The following is a 17925-nucleotide window of genomic DNA, read 5'->3' on the forward strand; positions in this document are numbered from 1 at the left end:
TGGTGGTCTCTCCCCGGGAAGAGGGAGAGGTGCCAAAAACGGCACGGGAGATCTCATCCGGTGCGGGCTTTACCCCAAGTCAGCAACAGGCATTCGACCATATGGTTGCCAACCGTCTGACTCTGGTATGGGGGGGCCGCCGGTACCGGGAAGACCCATTTTCTCGCGAAGGCGATACTCTGTCTCGTTCAGGCACGAAGCGACTGCGGACTGCCGTGCCGTATCGGGGGGGTGGCGGGGGGGTTTACCCATGCGTCCATTGAGAACCTTCTCGTGAAAGTGCATGATTTTGCAGAGGTGTTCGGGTGTCGGGATCTTGCCATCATCAAGGTGAAATCACTTGCCACCGCCAGGGGAAAGCGGGTTCTCGAACTGCTGGACCGGGAGACTGTCGGGTATTTTTCGGAAGGTCCGTTCAGTCTCTTTGGCGGGACGGTCTACGGCCTGAACTGGCTGACCGAATATCTGCTGCCCTTTGATATGCTGATCGTTGATGAAGCCTCCCAGATGAAACCCGGTGAACTGGCACTCGGGATGAAGATGCTCGGCGAGGGCGGGCGGCTGGTTCTGGCCGGGGGGGATAATCTCCAGCTCTCTCCCATCATTAAGGCGGCGTATTCTCCGCCGGATGACGGCACTCCCGGTCTGGATGATTCCGTATTTGCATACGTGCGTGGACGGGACGATCCGATTGACCCGGACTTCACCTACCAGCTTCAGGAAAACTGGCGGATGAACCTGACCCTGTCGTCGTTTGCGGCCGGGACGCTCTATGGAAATGCCTACCGGCCCGCCACTGAGGAGATTTGCAATCAGGCACTTGTCCTCGGGGGGGAAAAAACCGTGAAAGGAGAGGTGGATGCGTTTCTGGAATGGCTCCTTGACCCGGACTATCCCCCCCTCACTCTCTGCATCATTGAAAACGTGAAAGCGGCCCTTGCCAATGAGCGTGAGGCCGAACTGGTCGCAAAGCTTGCCACAGAACTGAGAGAACGGATGCAGGACCCGAAGCGGGGAAGCAGATATCCTGATTCGGAAGAGGGCGATGACCGGTTCTGGCGGGAAGGGTTGTTTATCGTCAGCCCGCACCACCTCCAGATCGAAGCGATACAAAACCACCTTGCCCGTCAGCGAACCTGGAGGGCACACCCCCCCTTTGTGGACACGGTTGATAAGATGCAGGGCCAGGAGGCCAATGCGGTCATTGTGAGTTATGGCGTGAGCGATGTGGAGACGGCGATAACGGAAGCAGAGTTTATCTACAGTCTGAACCGGTTAAATGTCTCGGTGACCCGTGCACGCTCGAAGTGTATCGTGTTCCTTTCCCGGCCGCTCCTCGAACCGCCTATCGAGCTGCTCCAACAGGAGAAGGCAGCCGCCGGTCTTCACTATATGCTGGAACTCCAGCGGTTCTGCCGGGAAAATGGTGATACGAGAACGTTTGCGATTCATCCCGATGGCGATGAACATCCGGTCCGGGTGACGGTGTTGAGGGCGAATGTTGGCGGAGATGGTTCGGAGTGACGGGTGTCTGGATATATTGCCCTTTTTTGACCCCCCCTGTTGGGGGGGGAATCAGGGGGGGTCAGAATGAATGTATTTTCGGTTCCCTTTTTTCTGGGGATAAAATACCTCCGGTACGCCATTTATTTGTTCAGAACAGGGATTATTGCGGACTATTGAGGGGTCACTATTGAGGGATATTTTCGGAGGACGTATGGGTTGTCTCAACGGAGATCTGTCCACTCCGGGCTTCTGTGGGGGGGATGCGTTTTTCCGGGGGGGCACAGTTCAGCAGGACATGTGATTCGGAGTCGATTGAGCGGATCGGAGATTCGGTGCCCACGACCCGGAATACTGACCTGAACTCTGTGGTTGAGAAACGGAAGGCGGGGACAACAACTACTAAGCCAGCAAAGAAGATCCCCCCCTTCACCCAATTATCTGAAGAAACATCCATTCGATCCCCCCCGTCATGTCGATTGCGGTGACACAAATCGTTTATAACGTCACGAATATTTCTTAAGTATAATGCTTAAACGGTATGATGAACCAGACGTTCATATCACAGACCATCAGGAGATGAAACCCGGTTTCCTGAATGAAACGGGTATATTATCGGTTTCCCTCCTTTCAACCATCGTCTCATTACTATTCGTTACGTTACTGGCAGGCGCAATCTACACTGGCCCGCTCATGGATACCGGGTCTTGTGTCCAGCATACTGTTCAGATAAATTCCCGTGACATACCACTGAATGACTCTGAATGGAATACATACGCTGAAAAGACCAATGCCATACAGATATCCGAAAAAATTAGTCTCCTGAAACAGATGATGGATGAATCCCGGTCCATCGGGGGGGTTCCCGTATTCAAAGGTGCATGGGTCGATAGTATCGAGACAGCATCCGGTCATTCAGACTGCCTGCTCTTGCTCTATCAATCCAGCCAGACGGATCCGGTGGGAAGAGATCATTATTATCTCTGCCAGTGGACGGTTGCAGAACCGGACCAGTCTCACCAGATCAGAAATATGTGGAGCAAAGTTCAGCTAACCGATGACGAATCCCGTCTCATTATATACACGCCGGGTTCTACGATTGTGAAAACCGAACCGGTTTCATTCTTCGGTAGTGTTACCGATCCGATATTCGAACACTTCAACATCCGCTTCTGGTCTGATCAGGATGGATATAATCCGTTTATGCACCAAAACACCATCAGTCCCAAAACAGGTGAATGCCGGGTAGGTTACGGAGGAAAATACGCCGTGGAGTGGAACGGATATAGCAAAAATTCAGAAGAGGTTATCGGGGGGGTAATGCACATAGATGTTCCCGCTGGACAGTCACTACATGCCGAATGGACGAATTCACTTCGCATGTGCTAAAGATGGTGTAGTAAAATTCCTCCTTTGAGGATGACACCATTTTTGCATCGGGAAACTCTCCCTACCCGCTGCTTTTTTAAAATATGGTTTTAGCGGAGTGAAGACTCAAACGTCCACCCGCCTGCCTTTTCCTGTTCCTGCCACATCCGGTAGTAAAGCCCTTCCGTCCCGTAGAGTTCTTCATGGTTCCTGATTCGGCAACAGCACCGTCTTTTAATACGATGATCCTGTCTGCATCTGCGATGGTGTTCAGCCGGTGTGCAATGACTACAAGGGTTTTTGAACTGACCAGTGCATTGAGTGCCTCCTGAATTGCCCGTTCGTTCTCAGTCCAGTGACGCGGTCGCCTCATCCAGAAGGATGACTGGTGCATCCTTCAGTATGGCACGGGCAATAGATATCCGCTGTTTCTCGCCGCCTGACAGTGTGGAGCCGCCTTCACCCACCATCGTCTCATAACCCTCCGGAAGATTCTCAATGAATGCATGCGACTGTGCAGCCTTTGCTGCTTCAATGACCTCCTCGCGGGTTGCATCCGGTTTTCCAACCTTAATGTTGTTGAAAATCGTATCTTTGAACAGATATACATCCTGGAATACCATGCTCAGATGCGACAGGAGTTCATCGGTTGACATCCTTCTCACATCCACCCTCCAACCGAAACAGACCCGGAATCGACATCCCAGAAACGGGCAATGAGGTTTGTGATCGTGGTCTTGCCTGAACCGGACGGGCCGACCAGTGCCGTAACCGAGCCCTCGTTCGCCTTAAAACTCACCGTGTCAAGGACTTGTGCCTCAAGGTATGAGAACGAAACGTCCTTAAACTCAATATCATACCCGACCGGAGGCCTGCTGACCGCCGGTTCACTTAGAGGTTCTGTGAGCAGCACCTCCTGCATCCTTTCGGCAGCAATATTCATGTACCGGGCTTCCATGGTAAACAGGCCTGCGGCCATCAGGGGGGGCTGGTAAAACTGATGGCCGATTACCAGGAATACAAGAAACACCGGAATCGTGAGGGTGCCCCCAAAGAAGAAGTGGGTGGCCAGAAGAAGGATCACGACAAACCCTATGCCGAGACTGCGTTGTAACTGCTCGCGAAAGCCCCCGGATAGACCTCTACACGGAGTGAATCCTTATGAAATTCCGTTAATGCATTCTCAAGCTTACTGAAACGTTTTCCTACCAGATTATATGCCTTGATATACCTAATGCCCTGGAGATACTCCAGTATCCGTGAATCGGAATCCACCCGTGACTGGTGGTGTTTTTTGCCGATACGGGCAAGCACGACATTTGAGATGTAGAGCATCGGCAGTGCCAGCACTACGGTTGCAAGGGTTGCAAGCGCCAGCCGCCAGTCGAGCACGAAGAGAAAGATCAGCAGCATCAGCGGAATGACAATGGCCGCCACAATGTCCGCAAGGAGGTGGGTGAAGATGTTCTCTACAAATGACATGTCCTGGAGCATCACGGCGGTAACATCGCCAGGGGGGTCACGCTTTTTGAAAAAGCCCATCGGAAGCTTTCGTAAGTGCTCGCCAAGATTCAGGCGTGCCTCCGAACAGAGAGTATATCCACCCTCATGACAGGCGACAAGCGCCCACTTTCCGGTGAAATACTGAAGGATGAATGTGACAATCATGGCACCTATGAGCAGGATGATGTGATTCATGTCAATGGCCGGGCTGAACAGTTCCCACAGGATGAATATCAGAAATCCATACGGAGCTCCTTTGAAGAGGTCGTGGATGATCTGCAGCAGGATCGCCCGGTTATATGCGCCTTTTTTGCCTCCCGTAATTACATTAAGTGCTGCTTTCATACTGCACCTCCGGTGGACAGCCGCCATGTGCGGGCACTGATATGTGCGTTCCACATGCGGGCATACAGTCCGTCTTTTTCGAGCAGTTCTTCATGATGGCCGCATTCTGCAACCCGCCCGTCATCGATCACAACAATCTGGTTCGCGTCTGCAATCGTTGACAGCCGGTGTGCGATGATGATCACGGTCTTCTCTCTCATGAGGTGGCTAAACGCCTCCTGAATCCGTGACTCATTCTCCGGATCTGCAAATGCGGTGGCTTCATCAAGGACGATAATCGGTGCGTTTTTCAGGATCGCCCGTGCAAGAATGATACGCTGCTGTTCACCACCGGAGAGGTATGTCCCACCGCTTCCGGTAATGGTATCATACCCGTCCGGCAGTGACCGGATGAAGTCATCTGCCTGTGCCGCTCTGGCAGCGGCAATGACCTCCTCTTTTGCGACCTGTGCATTTCCCATCCTGATATTCTCCTCTATCGTATCGTGGAACATGAAGAGATCCTGAAAGACAAATGAGACCATATCCATCAGTTTTTCTGGATCAATCTCCCTGATGTCCACGCCGCCGATGGAAATCGATCCTGCATCCACGTCCCAGAACCGGGGGATGAGCTGGGCGGCAGTACTCTTGCCTGCACCGGACGGCCCGACAAGTGCGGTCACGGTTCCGGCGGGTGCATCAAAACTTACTCCTGTCAGTACCGGATTTTTGCCATACGCAAATTTCACCTCATTAAATCTCACCGAATATTCATCCGGGATTTTTGGATTCTGAGGTGACGGGAGATCGGGTTCATTCAGGATTGCATCAATCCTTTCCACACCCTCATTGATCTGACGCCAGAATCCGGCAAACATCATCATCTTCATCATGCCGTACATATATCCGACACCAAGTATCAGGAAGAGAATGAGCACCGGAAGTTCGAGTGAACCGGTGATGTAGAACCATATGCCCGGCGGAAGGATGAAGAGAATCGGGAGATTGATACAGACTCCGAACGCCGTAAAAGCCGGTGCCACTTCCCGTGTCCACCGGTTGACATAGTCCCGGTAACCATAGACCGAGTCCTGAAGTCGGGAAAACGATCTGGCCGTCTGGTTAAATACCTTGACGACCGGCATCCCTCGTACATACTCTATGATGATGCCGTTCATCTTTTCAAGGGCGTCATAGTAGCCTTTCATGGATTTTGATGCAGACTCCTGGTACGCACGTGACATTGCAATAAATGCAAGGGGGGGGATTGGGATGAGTGCGGCAAGTGCAAGACGCCAGTCAATAGTGAACAGGAAGATGACCGTCACTATCGGGAGCACGACGCCGCTTACAACATCGGGGGGGACGTGATGGGCGATGAAGAGTTCAATTCTGTCGACATCTTCGCTGATGATTTTTTTGACTCCGCCTGATGTTCTGGTGCTGAGGTATCCAAGCGGAAGGCGTCCCAGTTTATCCACAAGACTGCGTTTTATTCCGAATAGTATCTCAAATGCCGCCATATGGGAGAGGATGAGCGAGAAGTAGACCATGACAAATCTGGCTATTGTTGCACCGAGTGCAATCAAAGCGAGATTCCATATATATGCCTCCTCGATTGGTGGCGTGAGAAGCGCCACTGCGACAAGGTATATCACTACAAACGGCACGAACCCGAGCAGTGTGCCAAGTGTTGCAAGCACCACTGCTCCGGTCAGTTTTCCTTTTTTATGCCCGGCAAGTTCGATGAGCTTGAAAGACCGGGTTTGTTGTTATCCGTTGCTTCTTTCATGGGTTCCTCCGTCTGTGGGTTGGGTATTATATGACGGTAAAAATTTGTATGTCGACCATGTTTATTAGGTGCTCCGGCCGTATTTTTTGATTTTACCTAATAATATTCGGTTTTTTTAAAACAAACCGAAAACAGAGAATGTTTGTATGAAGGTTCTGGATGTACGATGCAAAACAGGATTTCCGGGTGGTCGGGACAACAGTGAACGTGTCAGGTGGGTTTTGATCCGTTTACCGTATTCGTTTGGGGGGGTTATTGACAGGGGGGGAGACAATTGATAGCGTGACGAAAGTTCTGTAAAATAGAAGATGCCCTGTATCCAACATTGATTTGGAAAATACCGGACACTCGCTCGGTGTCGCAGACACGGGGGGGGATGCACCCACGTTGGCGGCATGTACAGCAGAATGCAGCAGGTGGCGGAAGCTTCCGCCATCATACCGGACGAGGATATTGCTTTGTTCGCCCTCTTCGGGCTGAATTATGCCGGAAGCAATTTTGTTGGCGGAAAATCTCTGGGCACGGGCACCCGAACCCGCATCTGTATGAAAGACGTCCAGGTGCCGGGGGGGGTATCATTCTTCCGCAATATCCTCTTCTCTTGAAGAAGTGTCTCCTTATTCTCTCTTAGATCTCTACCATTCGGTTGGAATACCCTGTTTTATCTTGGCGGAAAGTGCCGCCATACTGCTGCAAAGCTTCCGCCATTCCGCCAACGTCGCCCCCCCCGCCATGGGTGGGGAACTCCTGGTGGAGCCGGGCCGCCGCAGTAACGTCATCAACGGTTGCCCGGATACCCTCGCCGCCCGTATTTTACTTGACATCTTTTTACCGGGGGGGTATATAGTACCGATTCTTTAAGCCCATATAGATGTTAATAATCCTCAAATTCTAAAAATAACATTGATTTGTAGTGTTATGCACAAAAGAAGAGAATTAATGTGAGATTATTTCAAGGTTGGGAACCCGTGAAAAATCAGATATATTATTGGTTATAACCCTCGCACCGTGGTAAAGGGCAATGGCTGCTATGAGCTCATCAAACATACCGAGAGGCGTTCCCTTCCTTTCAAGAAATGCAGACAGATACCCATACTGTTCATAATATGCGGCATTAAAATTCAGTATTGGAATAATATCCAGTATGTCATCCAGATTCTTTTTTGTCTTCTTTTTGTTGTTGGATCGGTAAACACCCTTGTTCAATTCAAGGACGTTGACAAAGGTTGTTGCATATGGCTCATTATTCCTCCTGATATTATCCAACAATGAACTGCAGTTCCCATGTCTTGGATTATTGGGACTTTTCATCAGATCAATTAGAAATGTGGAATCAAAAATTATCATTCATTCTATGTCCTGTTTTAATTTCTCCGCCTCTTCTTCTGTTAAATCGGGTTCTGCATCTTCAAGTAATTTCTTTAAATCACGCGATTTGGGTAAAACCCTGATAATTACGTTTGAGAAACTTTCGTCATCGCTGATCTTCCATTCCTTCAGCCTTTTGTATGCCTCTTCCGAGAGGTTCACTGTTTTTGATGCCATACACACACATACACACACCATGATAATAATTTTTCCATCAGATAACAAAAACAGAAGACGGGTGCATTAAAGCGCCCTGATCGAATGCTTTTATGGATGATTATGGTATGCGTTGCCCGCATAGATGAACGGCTGTTAACAGAACTCATGCAGATCCGGTCGGTGTATGATGTATGCCTGCGGATTGAGAAGAGATACGATTTCAGAAAGAAGGTTCACCAGTGCTTCACCGTTTCCGTTTTTGAGTATGAGAGGGGGGAAAGGCCCCCCCCTTTCCGTTGGTTTGTGCGGGAACGTGTGAGGTGAATGAAAGTGTTATTCCCGTTCATGATTCTTTGTCCTGAAGTTCCGGGGCATTATCAGAAAGAACCAGAATATGAGAGAAAAAAGGCTTTGAACCCCCCCGATATAAGAAAGCCGTTGGAGGGAATTGAACCCCCCCCGACCTGCTGATTACGAATCAGCCGCTATACCTCTAAGCCACAACGGCACTGTGTTTGAGAAACCACCGGCACCACATTATGTTTCATGCCAGATGCCTACTTCATTTGACGCTGAAAAATAATAAAGGTGGCGTTTTGGTGTGATGGGTAACTCCGGATATTTGCAATCCGGATGGCGGTAATATGGGGGGGATATTTTTGGGGGGGTGAATGGTTGTTGGATTAACGATCAGGAATACCCGCGAATCGTAACATTCGGGTCTTCCTGCTTCTCCGGACTTTCCGTCTTGATTTCACTGAACTTGGCCTCGAAGTCCTGCACACTCTTCTGCAGCACCTGACTAAAGTTCTTGGCGTGTTTCGGGCTGATTGAGACAATCGCTTGGCACGGGCCTGATTTGTTCCCGGCAGTTCGTGGAGAAAGACGAACGTAAACTCATCGTCTTTATAGGCGACCTGAATCCGGTTTGCATACACCGGGTCCAGATCATTTGGAATATTCACTGCGATTTCCCGTTTCGTCATACTATTATTTATATGCGGCTTTCAAGATAACCCTTTGTCACCTCGGGATCTGTTGATACATCATGCGGCAAAAAAGCATCTCATCCATCGTTGCCTGTCACGCCTGTCCGGTACGCTACGAGCTGATGAAATCCCTCGAACAGGCCGAACCCGAAAAATATACCGTTGCAAAACAGCTCTCGTATGCACTGGGCCGCCCCCCCTCGATGCTGCCGCCCTCTGGGAAGATATCCGCATGATCTCCCCCCCTGACATCAGCGATGACTGGCAACCGGTGCTCGAAACCTGGGTCGATGCCTGCACCAAAAGCGACTGGCAACCCGCGGATGAATATGACGTGCGGGTCTCATCCGTTCGCCTCGGTGTCGGGGGCACGCTCGACCGTCTTCTTCCCGGCAGCCCGCCCACATGTGCTCTCATGCGGGTAACCGAGGCACCGGAAGCAGGAGTCTGGGGGGGCCGACCGTATCCGGGCCGCCTGCTTTGTGGTCTGTATTGAAGAGACGCTGGGATTCTCTCCGTCCGGCATCACGTTTGAATACCTCGCCTCCGGCATCTCCCGGACATGTGTCCCCCGAACCGCGTGACCGCCGCCGCGCCCTGCAGGCGATACGGACGGCTGACGCAATCGATGGCGGCATGGTTCCCCGAAAACCCCCCCGGAACGCGCCCTGTGACGGATGTTTCATCGCCGATGCATGCACCGTCTCCGGGCCAAAAAAACTGAGCGACCTCTTTTCCAAAGAGTAATGTACGTATAAAAAATGGTTCAGAGGGATTCCATCAAGGTCTTTGAAACAATCGACTCGCCCTTTGCTTCCCGGGTGGTGCCGACGATCAGCCATTTGGTATCGCCATGCTCCTCGACCACACCGGTGGCTTCAATGACCTCACCTTTCCGGGCCTGCCCGCTGTAGGTATGGGTAAAGGACAACACCTTACTGATCTCCTCATGGTCAACCGAATAGACCGCAGGGTTGTCAAAGGCCAGCGACGCATCCGTCACCGTCGCTTCAATCGTCATCTTGCCGCAGACCTTCCCCCCCTTTACAATACCGGCGGAACCCAGCAGCTCATAGGAGCGGGTGTAGAGCAGATCAAAGTAGGTGCCGTCAATCTCTCCCCCCCGGTTCCATTTCCTCTTTTCATGCGCAAGGAACGTCTCGTAATCAATCTCCGGAACACGCTTGCGATAGACCTTCTGCCACATCTCCTCGGAAAGACCCGAGACCTCGCCCTTCTCCACTGCCTTTTGAAGATTCTCCTGTGCGGTAAACCAGGCGGAACCGTAGACCACCATATCAATATCCGACGACTCGTTTTCCAGACCGCACAGAAGAGATCCCGTGCATCCGACCTGTTCAATCGAGACATTAAATACCGGGAGCAGGCGCATGACGCGTTCGTTTCCTGCCGCCAGATGGAGTATTTTCTCCTCCGGTTTCATCACGCGTGCAATATCTGCAAGGGGGGGACGCGGTGCACCGTGTCGAGATATTCGGGTTTATGCTCTGCGATATACGCAAACGCATCTTCAAAATCCAGTTTATGGTATTTCGTTCCGTCCGGGCCTCTCCGTTCCCCCCCGTCTTCATCAGGCACATACCGGAGCACACAGCCTGCTTTTTCCTCGTTGTCGTATGCTGCTACGGCGTATATTCTTCCTTCCTTGTCTTCAATAAAATCGCGTAACCGTATTGGTTTCATATGTTATTCACTCCAGATCTCTGAGATATGCAGCTATTCGTTCGATATCGTCCCCCGGGCGCAGAATCCGGCGTGCCTCCAGGTCAACAACCGTACTGGGCGTCCCGGAGAGATCCCCTCCGTCAACGAAGAGGTCATATGCGACATTCACCTGTTCTTTGGATACCGGGGGGGCCGGTGTCCCTGAGGTGTTGGCACTGGTGGCAGTGATGGGGGGGGCATCCAGTTCTGCAATGATATCACGGGTGACCTGATTATCGGGCATCCGTATCCCTATCATCCGGTGCCTCCGGAAAGAACCGGCGGCAGACAGCTTTTTACCGGAAGAACAACGGTCACCGGGCCCGGCAGAAAGGTCCGGATAAATTTCCATGCTTCATCGGAGACCTCGGCAATCGCCCCAATCATCTCCTCATCGGAGACCGCAACCGAGATCGGTTTTCCCATCGGTCTGCCTTTGACTTCATACACCCGCTGAACAGCATAATCGGAGAGTGCATCCGCACCCAGACCATAGACGGTCTCCGTCGGATAGACAATCAGTCCGTCACGACGGAGCACCTTGACAGCATCAGATACAATACTCATTAGAACTTCCTTCCCTGTACGCGATAGATATTAAATACGGCTTTTGAACTGACATGCATAACGGCAAACACTCCTGCCTGAATCGGGTCTGTTACCACCAGGTCTGCATGGTCCGGGACACTCCCGACCATGGACAGGCAGATGACCGGTATTCCTAATTTCTGAATTTTCATTACGGATTCGGTTATTTTTCCGCCCATGATACTGCCTGCAAGCACCAGCACCGTGGCGCGTGGCAGACGGGACACCGCTTCAGCCGCTGCGGCAAGATCGTCTTCACCGACGAGGGGGGGAATGGTATCAACCGATATCCTTTCACCTCTGATATTGTGGCGGTCGGCTTCATTCACCGCACCCAGCGCCACCTGGGCCACCTGTGCACCGCCGCCCAGGATGATCACGCGTTTTCCGTAAATCTCAGAAAAGGGCCGGTGTCTCTCAACAGAATGTACTTCTGCAATCTCTGAGAGGTCATGGATCAGAGCGTCCATGTCAGCAATTCCTTCGAATTCAAAGTAGAGTGTCGAGATATCGTTTTGGTTTTCTGAAGAGATAACCGACTGCTGGGTTGTCAGGATATTTGCGCCGTGGCGTGCCATGACAAAGGCCACATCACGTAATACCCCCCCTGCCGATTTTCAGATAGTATACTCAAAGCATTTGGGATGCCTGTATTATTCATAGGTGGATCACCGCCATATTCCGGAGTATCGGATAATGGCTGTACAAGGTTTGGTGCTTTGGAGATAAATGATTTCTTCACGGCACCCGGACCGCCGTTTTCCTCCTGCGGGGGGAAATTGCTCCCGGCAGATGGTATTTTTCATCTGATTCTGTGTCGGTTGCATGGATCATTTCTGTCTGAGCTCTTTGTTTTTTCCGGTAATGAAGGATTAATGCCGGGAAACCCCCCCATACCTGTATGACACTATCCAATGATTGCAAAAAACAGGCTTCCGGTGATATATGCCCTCCTCGCAGCCATGCTCTTCGGGGGGGCATCAGCGCCCGCCGCAAAGATTCTCCTCACCGAGATTGAACCGGTCACCCTCGGCGCTGTTTTATATCGGAAGTGGCGTGGGTCTGCTGATATATATGTGGCTTGAGCGCCTGTCCGGCGGGGGGGACCGGCATACTCTTGAAGCATCGCTGACCCGGTCCGACCTTTCCTCTGTCGCAGGTCTCATTCTGTTCGGAGGAATTCTGGCACCGATGGTACTCATGGTCTCGTTGCAGTATACTCCCTCGCAACCGCCTCACTTCTCCTGAATTTTGAACCGGTGGCAACGACCATCCTTGCGGTTCTGTTCTTTCATGAAGCCGTTGGCAAAAGAATCGCCGTTGCCCTCGGCCTGATCACAATCTCCTGTATCATTCTCTCCTATGATCCTGCGGCAGTATGGGGGGGGTTTTCTCTCGCGGCACTGGGTATTCTTCTGACCTGCACGTGCTGGTCGCTGGACAATAATATCTCCCGGAACGTTGCCGCAAAGGATCCCATTCCGATTGTTGCGATAAAAGGGGGGGTTGTCGCAGGAGTGTTGATGGCAGGGGGGGTTGCCTTTCTGCTGGGTGAAACAGTCCCGTCCCTTTCTGTCGCCGTCATCGCGATGGTGGTCGGGTTCTTTAGTTACGGGGGGGCATTGTCAGTGTGCTGTTTTTGTGGGCATTACGGGGGGGTATCGGCACGGCGCGTGCAGGGTCGATTCTTGCGGTCTCTCCGTTTTTCGGCGTGATCATTTCTCTCGTGGTATTTACCGATCCGCTTGCTCCGGCGTTTTTTGTCGCCCTTCCGGTCATGGCAATCGGTGCCTACCTGCTGATGACCGAACACCACTCACATCCTCATTGTCATCCGGCGACATTTCATGAACACCGGCATGACCATGATGACCTGCACCATTTTCATCAGCACGTGGGTGTTGAACCGCCCCTCTCTGCATCCGGGGAACACTGTCATCCCCCCCATCAGCATGAAGAACTGGTTCACGACCATCCGCATAAGCCGGATATTCATCACCGGCATTCGCATAAATGAAGGGGTGAATGGTCAGTGTATCGCAGCCTGTTCTCCTGCTGTTGTGTGAGTCTCCCCCCCTCAGAAAGAGAGAATCGTCAATTATCCCGTTCAGTTATACTGCCAAACTGAAATTTAATATGTTCGAACAGGATTGATGTGCGAAAAAGGCATTCAATATTACAGAATGAGATGTTACCGTGTAGCGGCAAATATTCATGGTCGACATATTTATATGTCGTGTTCAATGTATGCTATGTCAGGCGTTGCAGGGCATGAAAGAACTGAATTGTGATACAAAATCAGCAGTTAAATACTATCTCAAAGAGTTTTTTAATTCTTTTGTTGTTTCCATAATAGTCGGCCTCCCGTTTTCGATACCGATTGGGATCATAGAAATTTTGGTTCTGAATTTTATCGTGGGTCTCTTCGCTCCCCCCCATCTCCAGTTGCCAGTATATGAGACATTCAATGATGTAATCAGTTATTTGTGTGGTTCCCCACTCCCCACTAATACCGAGATTCAACTCGTACTGTTGGGGGGGCTTCTCGCGCTGTTTTTTGGATCGGTAACAGAGGCAATTTTAACGGTATGGGACCAGGTTAATGACAGTGATATTTGGTGGAATGGTTTATCAGAAGAAGAAAAGGAAGAAATTCTGAACTATTGGGTGAGCCATGATTCTCATAGCCCGGAGTAACCGGTATAGGTGTAATTTATCATGGAAATCGTTTTACAAACCATCTGCATATATTCGAATTAGGTTGTTCTTCGATAGAGGAATTCCTCATATCAGGGTATGAGAGACACAATTGCAACCCCCCCGGTGATTTTTCGTCGAAACGTTTATCCAATTTGTTCAAAGCATGGCATTCAAAGGTATGATTAACGAAAATTCCGAGACAAAACCGACGATACAATCTCAAATTATACAATTAGTTGTATGGATAGTTATTTTGATGTTGGTCGGCTGGATTCTTACCATACCTATCGGTATGGTAGAAGTTTTTGTTCTGAATTTTCTGTTGGAGATATTCGAACCGCATCTTCTCATCCCAGTCCATGATTCAATCAATAATTTTCTTCAATCTGCTTTTTCCGCTGACCCAGGGATGGATTTTTTGAAATTGCTGATCCTCTCTTCATTTCTTGGATCTCTCACTGTTTCAGTTTGCCTGGGATGGAGTCTGGGCAGTGAGAAAGACACGTGGTGGAATAGTTTATCACAGGAAGAAAAGGAAAAAATTCAGAAGTATTGGATGAGCCGGTATCGCCATAATTCGAAGTGAACCAAATTCGTGCAAACCAATCCTTCCATTGGTTGAAAACCGTCTTCAGAAAATAATCTGAATAAAACAAGAGTGCGACTGCCGGGATTCGAACCCGAGATAGTGGCTTGGGAAGCCACTGTCATACCACTAGACTACAGTCGCAAATTACAGACTTTCATTAGATTTCCTTTCACATAAACCTTCGTTTTTTCCGAACGGACGGGTCCCGGTATCATCTGCCGCAGAGGGGGGGTTGAGCCGATAGATATCCTTAACATCTGAACGGACAATATTAATGGAGCACAGTACCGTTATGGTAGTGCTGACTACGGTAAGTCCGACGTGTCATAAGGCACGGCCGCGTATGCGGCTAGGGATTACAGAGAAGTTAGTTTCTGACTTTTTTGAAGGACTTTACCATCCAACATCCCGTATCTATCCCTTTCGGTATGGCGATATCCTCGCGATTCCGAAATCCAAAATGAACCAAGGTGGTGAACACAAGTGGCACGAATGCATGCAAGGCGGAGAGGACAGTCCGGATCCGTCCGTCCAAAACGCTCCGAAGCACCGGAGTGGTCAAATACCGACAGCGTAGAGATTGTGAAAATCATTGTGGAACTCAGAAAGACAGGAATGTCTTCAGCAGAGATGGGCCTTATCCTTCGGGACAAACATGGCGTTCCCTCAGTAAAACTCGCAACCGGCAAGAGAATCGAAGAAATTCTTGCGGAAAACGGGCTTGCATCTGATATCCCTGATGATATCCGCAACCTTATCACAAAAGCACTCGGAATGCGCAAGCACCTGAGCGAGAATAAAAAAGATGTCCACAACAAGCGTCAGCTCCAGCTCACTGAAGCAAAGGTACGCAGACTCGGCAAATATTACGTGAAAAACGGAAAAATGCCGGCAGGCTGGGCATACAAACCTGAAACTGCAGAATTCCTGCTTTCAAGATAATACTAAGAAATATGTCTATCCAATCCGCTGCTGTTCATCTCGCAGAACACCTTCGTGAGAAGGAGTATGTCGAGGTTTACGGGCACCATGATGCTGACGGGATTGCAGCCGCATCCATAATGGTTCATGCCTCATCCGTGAGGACGTCCAGGTACGGCTGCGTATTCTTCCGCGCATCTCTCCCGGTGACATCAGCAGCGGTAATGCCACCGTTCTGTGTGATTTTGGTTCCGGCATCCCGGACCTCCCGGATGAGGTCATGGTCATTGACCATCATATTCCCACGTTTGAAGGAGCGTTTCATGTCAACCCCCCCGTCTGGAAGGAATCGACGGGGGGGAACAGGAACTCTCCGCATCGGGTGCTGCGTATATTGTCGCACAGCACCTCGGCGATAACCGTGATCTGGCCGGGCTGGCGCTCCTCGGAATGATTGGAGACCGTCAGTCCATTAAAGGTCAGAATCAGGATATCGTGAACGAGGGAATGGCAAACAATTTCATCACTCCGGGAAACGGAATCCCCCCTTTTTGGACGCGATCTCAAAGAACAACTCTACACCGCGTTAAATCCCATGCTTCATGGCATTGCAGGTGAAGAGGGGGGACCGTTGAGTCGCTCATCAGTTCCTATACCATTCGGAATGAGACCGACATCGGAAACCTTCTCAGCGATGTGATACTGAAGATTTCTCCGTATCATAACGCCGATTCGATGTTGTCACTCTGGGGCGATACCTGGCATCTGGAGCGGGGGGGAGCAGTAAAGGATGCCCATTCCCTTGCAGGGATTGTCGAGGGATGTGGAAAATCCGGTAAGGGCATTCTTGGCGCGGCATTATGTCTTCGTTCCCCCCCAGTATACCTTGACGATGCATGGGAGACGGCACGTGCCTACCGGCTGAGAATCATCGAAGCAACACGGCAGGCACATCCGTTGCCTGATAATCCATTAATCTATGAAATTGCTGATGCAGACGCAGTAAGCGGCGTGGCGGATGCCGTTTCATTTGATGGATTGTTAAATCACCCCCCCGTTGCCGTAATGGCACCACGGGGCGATTCCTATTCCGTTTCGGCACGGAGTCCGCAGGGTGCAGGAAAAGACCTTGCAGCGATTCTGTCGGATCTGGCAGGAACGTGCGGGGGCACCGGCGGCGGACATTATTCCCGCGGAGGTGCGAAGATACCCCCCCGTGACAAGATTGACTGCTTTACCTCCGGATTTCTGGAGGTATGTGCATGACACTGCGCATTGAAGGTATGGTCAGCACACCGCATGCAGACGCCGCATCGGTGGCAGAAGCACTCTCGCCGGATAACCTTTCGAATATGACGACGACTGCTTCCGGCGGGTTTGTCAGAACCGGAATACACACGAACCGTTTACGGTCCCTGGTGGCATCGGTAGACGATTATCTTATGAATCTTGGAATTGCGGAGGAAATATGCGCATACGTCTCTTTGACAGACACCAAACGAAACAATGCATCTTTGCCGGAGGCAGGCGGAGTCATTGACGATGTGTCTGGTGATGCCTCTTTAGACGTATCAAATAATTATTTTGAGAAAACCAGGGGGACGCATTCACGCTCCCCCCCGATCATTCATAATATGAGGAGATTATTACATGGCAAGACGAAAGAAACAGGCAGGACGGAGAGTAGAGGGCTGGAAAGCAAAGAGCTGGTACAAGGTATACGCACCCGAGTATTTCGACCGTGCATACCTTGGTGAAAGCATTTCCGGTGACCCCCCCAGAAAATGATCGGCAGGGTCATGAGGACCACGCTCGGTGAGATGACCTCTGACTATTCCAAGCAGAACATCAAGATGAATTTCAAGGTAACCAACGTTGCCGGCGATGCTGCATACACCGAATTCGTCGGACACGAAGTGACCAAGGATTACCTTCGTTCCATGGTGAAACGCCGTACATCACGTATTGATTCACTGGTTCTTCTGACAACCAAAGAAGGCCGGAGAATCCGTGTGACCGCAACCTGTTTCACCATCTCCCGTGCAGAGATGAGCCAGGCAAAGGCAATCCGGTCGACCATCACTCAGTATCTCATCGCAAAATCATCTACGATGACCTACGAACAGTTTGTTCGTGACATGGTACTGGGAGAGCTCTCCCGCGAAATCTTCAAGATTGTAAAGAAGATCTATCCGACACGCCGTGTCGAGGTAATCAAATCCAAGGGCGAGGAGAAAGCAACCGGCAAACCCCGTGCTGTTGTCGCTGAATCCGAACCCGTGGCTGAAGCAGAAGCAGAAGCTGCACCTGTGGCTGAGGCCGCACCCGCAGCTGAAGCTGAAGTTCCTGCAGAAGATGTGCAGGAAGAAGAGAACTAATTCTCTTCCTTTTTT

27 protein-coding genes, 2 tRNA genes and 5 pseudogenes are annotated in these 17925 nt (G+C 50.8%); 18 read left to right on the forward strand and 16 right to left on the reverse strand.

Annotation, left to right across the window (positions count from 1 at the left end):
- Positions 1 to 2: 2 nt before the first annotated feature.
- A complete protein-coding gene (locus tag JCM10550_RS10315; protein ID WP_062398952.1) occupies positions 3 to 263 on the forward strand; it encodes a hypothetical protein in 261 nt (86 codons plus the stop codon).
- Complete coding sequence (locus JCM10550_RS10320) at positions 232 to 1524, forward strand: ATP-binding protein (protein ID WP_062398953.1); 1293 nt, start codon at positions 232 to 234, stop codon at positions 1522 to 1524. Before JCM10550_RS10315 ends, JCM10550_RS10320 begins: the two co-directional genes overlap by 32 nt.
- A gap of 166 nt (positions 1525 to 1690) precedes the next feature.
- Here JCM10550_RS10320 and JCM10550_RS10325 read toward each other — a convergent pair whose 3' ends face one another.
- Positions 1691 to 1960, reverse strand: a complete 270-nt coding sequence (locus JCM10550_RS10325) for a hypothetical protein (protein WP_062398955.1) — start codon at positions 1958 to 1960, stop codon at positions 1691 to 1693.
- A gap of 71 nt (positions 1961 to 2031) precedes the next feature.
- Here JCM10550_RS10325 and JCM10550_RS10330 point away from each other — a divergent pair, with 71 nt between their 5' ends.
- Positions 2032 to 2892: a hypothetical protein gene (locus JCM10550_RS10330; RefSeq protein WP_062398957.1), complete on the forward strand. Its 861-nt coding sequence runs from the start codon at positions 2032 to 2034 to the stop codon at positions 2890 to 2892.
- 76 nt (positions 2893 to 2968) lie between these two features.
- Here the strand turns inward: JCM10550_RS10330 and JCM10550_RS10335 are convergent, their stop codons facing one another.
- From JCM10550_RS10335 to JCM10550_RS10355, 5 genes are read right to left on the reverse strand one after another with little or no spacing between them, the layout of a single operon-like run.
- Positions 2969 to 3244 carry a hypothetical protein gene (locus JCM10550_RS10335; RefSeq protein ID WP_062398959.1) on the reverse strand — a complete coding sequence of 92 codons (276 nt, stop codon included), beginning with the start codon at positions 3242 to 3244 and terminating at the stop codon, positions 2969 to 2971.
- Entirely contained in the window at positions 3219 to 3527 is a 309-nt protein-coding gene (locus tag JCM10550_RS25000) for an ATP-binding cassette domain-containing protein (protein WP_157200162.1), read from the reverse strand. Before JCM10550_RS25000 ends, JCM10550_RS10335 begins: the two co-directional genes overlap by 26 nt.
- Positions 3528 to 3532: 5 nt before the next feature.
- Positions 3533 to 3955, reverse strand: a complete 423-nt coding sequence (locus tag JCM10550_RS25005; RefSeq protein ID WP_062398962.1) for an ABC transporter ATP-binding protein — start codon at positions 3953 to 3955, stop codon at positions 3533 to 3535.
- A gap of 8 nt (positions 3956 to 3963) precedes the next feature.
- Positions 3964 to 4719 (reverse strand): ABC transporter ATP-binding protein, encoded by a 756-nt coding sequence (locus JCM10550_RS10350; protein WP_062398964.1) that lies wholly within the window; start codon positions 4717 to 4719, stop codon positions 3964 to 3966.
- Entirely contained in the window at positions 4716 to 6404 is a 1689-nt protein-coding gene (locus JCM10550_RS10355; RefSeq protein WP_172673849.1) for an ABC transporter ATP-binding protein, read from the reverse strand. Before JCM10550_RS10355 ends, JCM10550_RS10350 begins: the two co-directional genes overlap by 4 nt.
- A 505-nt stretch (positions 6405 to 6909) precedes the next feature.
- On the opposite strand from JCM10550_RS10355, the gene JCM10550_RS10360 reads away from it, so the two are divergent.
- The gene (locus JCM10550_RS10360) at positions 6910 to 7098 is read left to right on the forward strand and encodes a hypothetical protein (protein WP_157200164.1); all 189 of its coding nucleotides are present in this window, start codon (positions 6910 to 6912) and stop codon (positions 7096 to 7098) included.
- 61 nt (positions 7099 to 7159) lie between these two features.
- Complete coding sequence (locus JCM10550_RS18830; protein WP_157200165.1) at positions 7160 to 7354, forward strand: hypothetical protein; 195 nt, start codon at positions 7160 to 7162, stop codon at positions 7352 to 7354.
- 75 nt (positions 7355 to 7429) lie between these two features.
- Here the strand turns inward: JCM10550_RS18830 and JCM10550_RS10365 are convergent, their stop codons facing one another.
- From JCM10550_RS10365 to JCM10550_RS17245, 4 genes and pseudogenes are all read right to left on the reverse strand, one after another.
- Positions 7430 to 7840 (reverse strand): type II toxin-antitoxin system VapC family toxin, encoded by a 411-nt coding sequence (locus JCM10550_RS10365; RefSeq protein ID WP_062398968.1) that lies wholly within the window; start codon positions 7838 to 7840, stop codon positions 7430 to 7432.
- Positions 7841 to 8038 carry an antitoxin VapB family protein gene (locus JCM10550_RS10370; protein WP_062398970.1) on the reverse strand — a complete coding sequence of 66 codons (198 nt, stop codon included), beginning with the start codon at positions 8036 to 8038 and terminating at the stop codon, positions 7841 to 7843.
- Positions 8039 to 8453: 415 nt separating this feature from the next.
- Positions 8454 to 8528 (reverse strand) — tRNA-Thr (locus JCM10550_RS10380).
- A 182-nt stretch (positions 8529 to 8710) separates the two neighbouring features.
- Positions 8711 to 9006 (reverse strand): annotated as a pseudogene (locus JCM10550_RS17245) (DUF3467 domain-containing protein).
- A 62-nt stretch (positions 9007 to 9068) separates the two neighbouring features.
- Between JCM10550_RS17245 and JCM10550_RS18835 the strand changes: the two are divergent.
- The 3 genes from JCM10550_RS18835 (at position 9069) to JCM10550_RS10390 (ending at position 9756) form a co-directional block, all read left to right on the forward strand.
- The gene (locus JCM10550_RS18835; RefSeq protein WP_157200166.1) at positions 9069 to 9245 is read left to right on the forward strand and encodes a hypothetical protein; all 177 of its coding nucleotides are present in this window, start codon (positions 9069 to 9071) and stop codon (positions 9243 to 9245) included.
- On the forward strand, positions 9242 to 9505 hold the full coding sequence (locus JCM10550_RS10385; protein WP_062398974.1) for a hypothetical protein: 264 nt from the start codon (positions 9242 to 9244) through the stop codon (positions 9503 to 9505). Before JCM10550_RS18835 ends, JCM10550_RS10385 begins: the two co-directional genes overlap by 4 nt.
- Positions 9506 to 9573: 68 nt before the next feature.
- A complete protein-coding gene (locus JCM10550_RS10390) occupies positions 9574 to 9756 on the forward strand; it encodes a hypothetical protein (RefSeq protein ID WP_062398976.1) in 183 nt (60 codons plus the stop codon).
- Between the two features lie 19 nt (positions 9757 to 9775).
- Here JCM10550_RS10390 and JCM10550_RS10395 read toward each other — a convergent pair.
- The 3 pseudogenes from JCM10550_RS10395 to JCM10550_RS10405 form a co-directional block, all read right to left on the reverse strand.
- A pseudogene (locus JCM10550_RS10395) lies at positions 9776 to 10713 on the reverse strand (DNA polymerase subunit beta).
- A gap of 7 nt (positions 10714 to 10720) precedes the next feature.
- Positions 10721 to 11301: pseudogene (locus tag JCM10550_RS10400) on the reverse strand (L-threonylcarbamoyladenylate synthase).
- Positions 11301 to 11983, reverse strand: a pseudogene (locus JCM10550_RS10405) (DUF5612 domain-containing protein). Before JCM10550_RS10405 ends, JCM10550_RS10400 begins: the two co-directional pseudogenes overlap by 1 nt.
- Positions 11984 to 12236: 253 nt before the next feature.
- Between JCM10550_RS10405 and JCM10550_RS22925 the strand changes: the two are divergent.
- From JCM10550_RS22925 to JCM10550_RS10420, 6 genes are all read left to right on the forward strand, one after another.
- Entirely contained in the window at positions 12237 to 12407 is a 171-nt protein-coding gene (locus JCM10550_RS22925; protein WP_245619032.1) for a hypothetical protein, read from the forward strand.
- Positions 12397 to 12570 (forward strand): hypothetical protein, encoded by a 174-nt coding sequence (locus JCM10550_RS22930; protein WP_245619033.1) that lies wholly within the window; start codon positions 12397 to 12399, stop codon positions 12568 to 12570. Before JCM10550_RS22925 ends, JCM10550_RS22930 begins: the two co-directional genes overlap by 11 nt.
- 11 nt (positions 12571 to 12581) lie before the next feature.
- Positions 12582 to 13037, forward strand: a complete 456-nt coding sequence (locus tag JCM10550_RS22935; RefSeq protein ID WP_245619034.1) for a hypothetical protein — start codon at positions 12582 to 12584, stop codon at positions 13035 to 13037.
- Positions 13038 to 13048: 11 nt separating this feature from the next.
- On the forward strand, positions 13049 to 13339 hold the full coding sequence (locus JCM10550_RS22940) for a hypothetical protein (protein WP_245619036.1): 291 nt from the start codon (positions 13049 to 13051) through the stop codon (positions 13337 to 13339).
- Positions 13340 to 13593: 254 nt separating this feature from the next.
- On the forward strand, positions 13594 to 14019 hold the full coding sequence (locus JCM10550_RS10415) for a hypothetical protein (RefSeq protein WP_157200167.1): 426 nt from the start codon (positions 13594 to 13596) through the stop codon (positions 14017 to 14019).
- A gap of 166 nt (positions 14020 to 14185) precedes the next feature.
- Positions 14186 to 14608 carry a hypothetical protein gene (locus tag JCM10550_RS10420; RefSeq protein WP_157200168.1) on the forward strand — a complete coding sequence of 141 codons (423 nt, stop codon included), beginning with the start codon at positions 14186 to 14188 and terminating at the stop codon, positions 14606 to 14608.
- A gap of 73 nt (positions 14609 to 14681) precedes the next feature.
- On the opposite strand, the gene JCM10550_RS10425 is transcribed toward JCM10550_RS10420, so the two are convergent.
- Positions 14682 to 14752 (reverse strand) — tRNA-Gly (locus JCM10550_RS10425).
- Positions 14753 to 15094: 342 nt separating this feature from the next.
- Between JCM10550_RS10425 and JCM10550_RS10430 the strand changes: the two genes are divergently transcribed.
- Positions 15095 to 15553 (forward strand): 30S ribosomal protein S15, encoded by a 459-nt coding sequence (locus JCM10550_RS10430; RefSeq protein ID WP_062398982.1) that lies wholly within the window; start codon positions 15095 to 15097, stop codon positions 15551 to 15553.
- A gap of 124 nt (positions 15554 to 15677) precedes the next feature.
- Here JCM10550_RS10430 and JCM10550_RS10435 read toward each other — a convergent pair whose 3' ends face one another.
- Together JCM10550_RS10435 and JCM10550_RS10440 are read right to left on the reverse strand one after the other, a co-directional pair.
- Entirely contained in the window at positions 15678 to 15857 is a 180-nt protein-coding gene (locus JCM10550_RS10435; RefSeq protein WP_062398983.1) for a hypothetical protein, read from the reverse strand.
- Positions 15854 to 16099, reverse strand: a complete 246-nt coding sequence (locus tag JCM10550_RS10440; protein ID WP_062398986.1) for a hypothetical protein — start codon at positions 16097 to 16099, stop codon at positions 15854 to 15856. The genes JCM10550_RS10435 and JCM10550_RS10440 overlap by 4 nt, the downstream gene beginning before the upstream one ends.
- 168 nt (positions 16100 to 16267) lie before the next feature.
- Here JCM10550_RS10440 and JCM10550_RS10445 point away from each other — a divergent pair, with 168 nt between their 5' ends.
- The 3 genes and pseudogenes from JCM10550_RS10445 to JCM10550_RS10455 all read left to right on the forward strand — a co-directional run.
- Positions 16268 to 16798 carry a DHH family phosphoesterase gene (locus JCM10550_RS10445; RefSeq protein ID WP_062398988.1) on the forward strand — a complete coding sequence of 177 codons (531 nt, stop codon included), beginning with the start codon at positions 16268 to 16270 and terminating at the stop codon, positions 16796 to 16798.
- Positions 16795 to 17289, forward strand: a complete 495-nt coding sequence (locus tag JCM10550_RS20070) for a KEOPS complex subunit Pcc1 (RefSeq protein WP_175020534.1) — start codon at positions 16795 to 16797, stop codon at positions 17287 to 17289. Before JCM10550_RS10445 ends, JCM10550_RS20070 begins: the two co-directional genes overlap by 4 nt.
- A pseudogene (locus JCM10550_RS10455) lies at positions 17183 to 17769 on the forward strand (30S ribosomal protein S3ae); the annotation flags it as partial. The gene JCM10550_RS20070 and the pseudogene JCM10550_RS10455, both read left to right, overlap by 107 nt.
- Positions 17770 to 17925: the final 156 nt, after the last annotated feature.

Origin of the sequence: Methanogenium cariaci JCM 10550 (assembly GCF_001315945.1) — an archaeon.
Classification (GTDB): Archaea; Halobacteriota; Methanomicrobia; order Methanomicrobiales; family Methanomicrobiaceae; genus Methanogenium; species Methanogenium cariaci.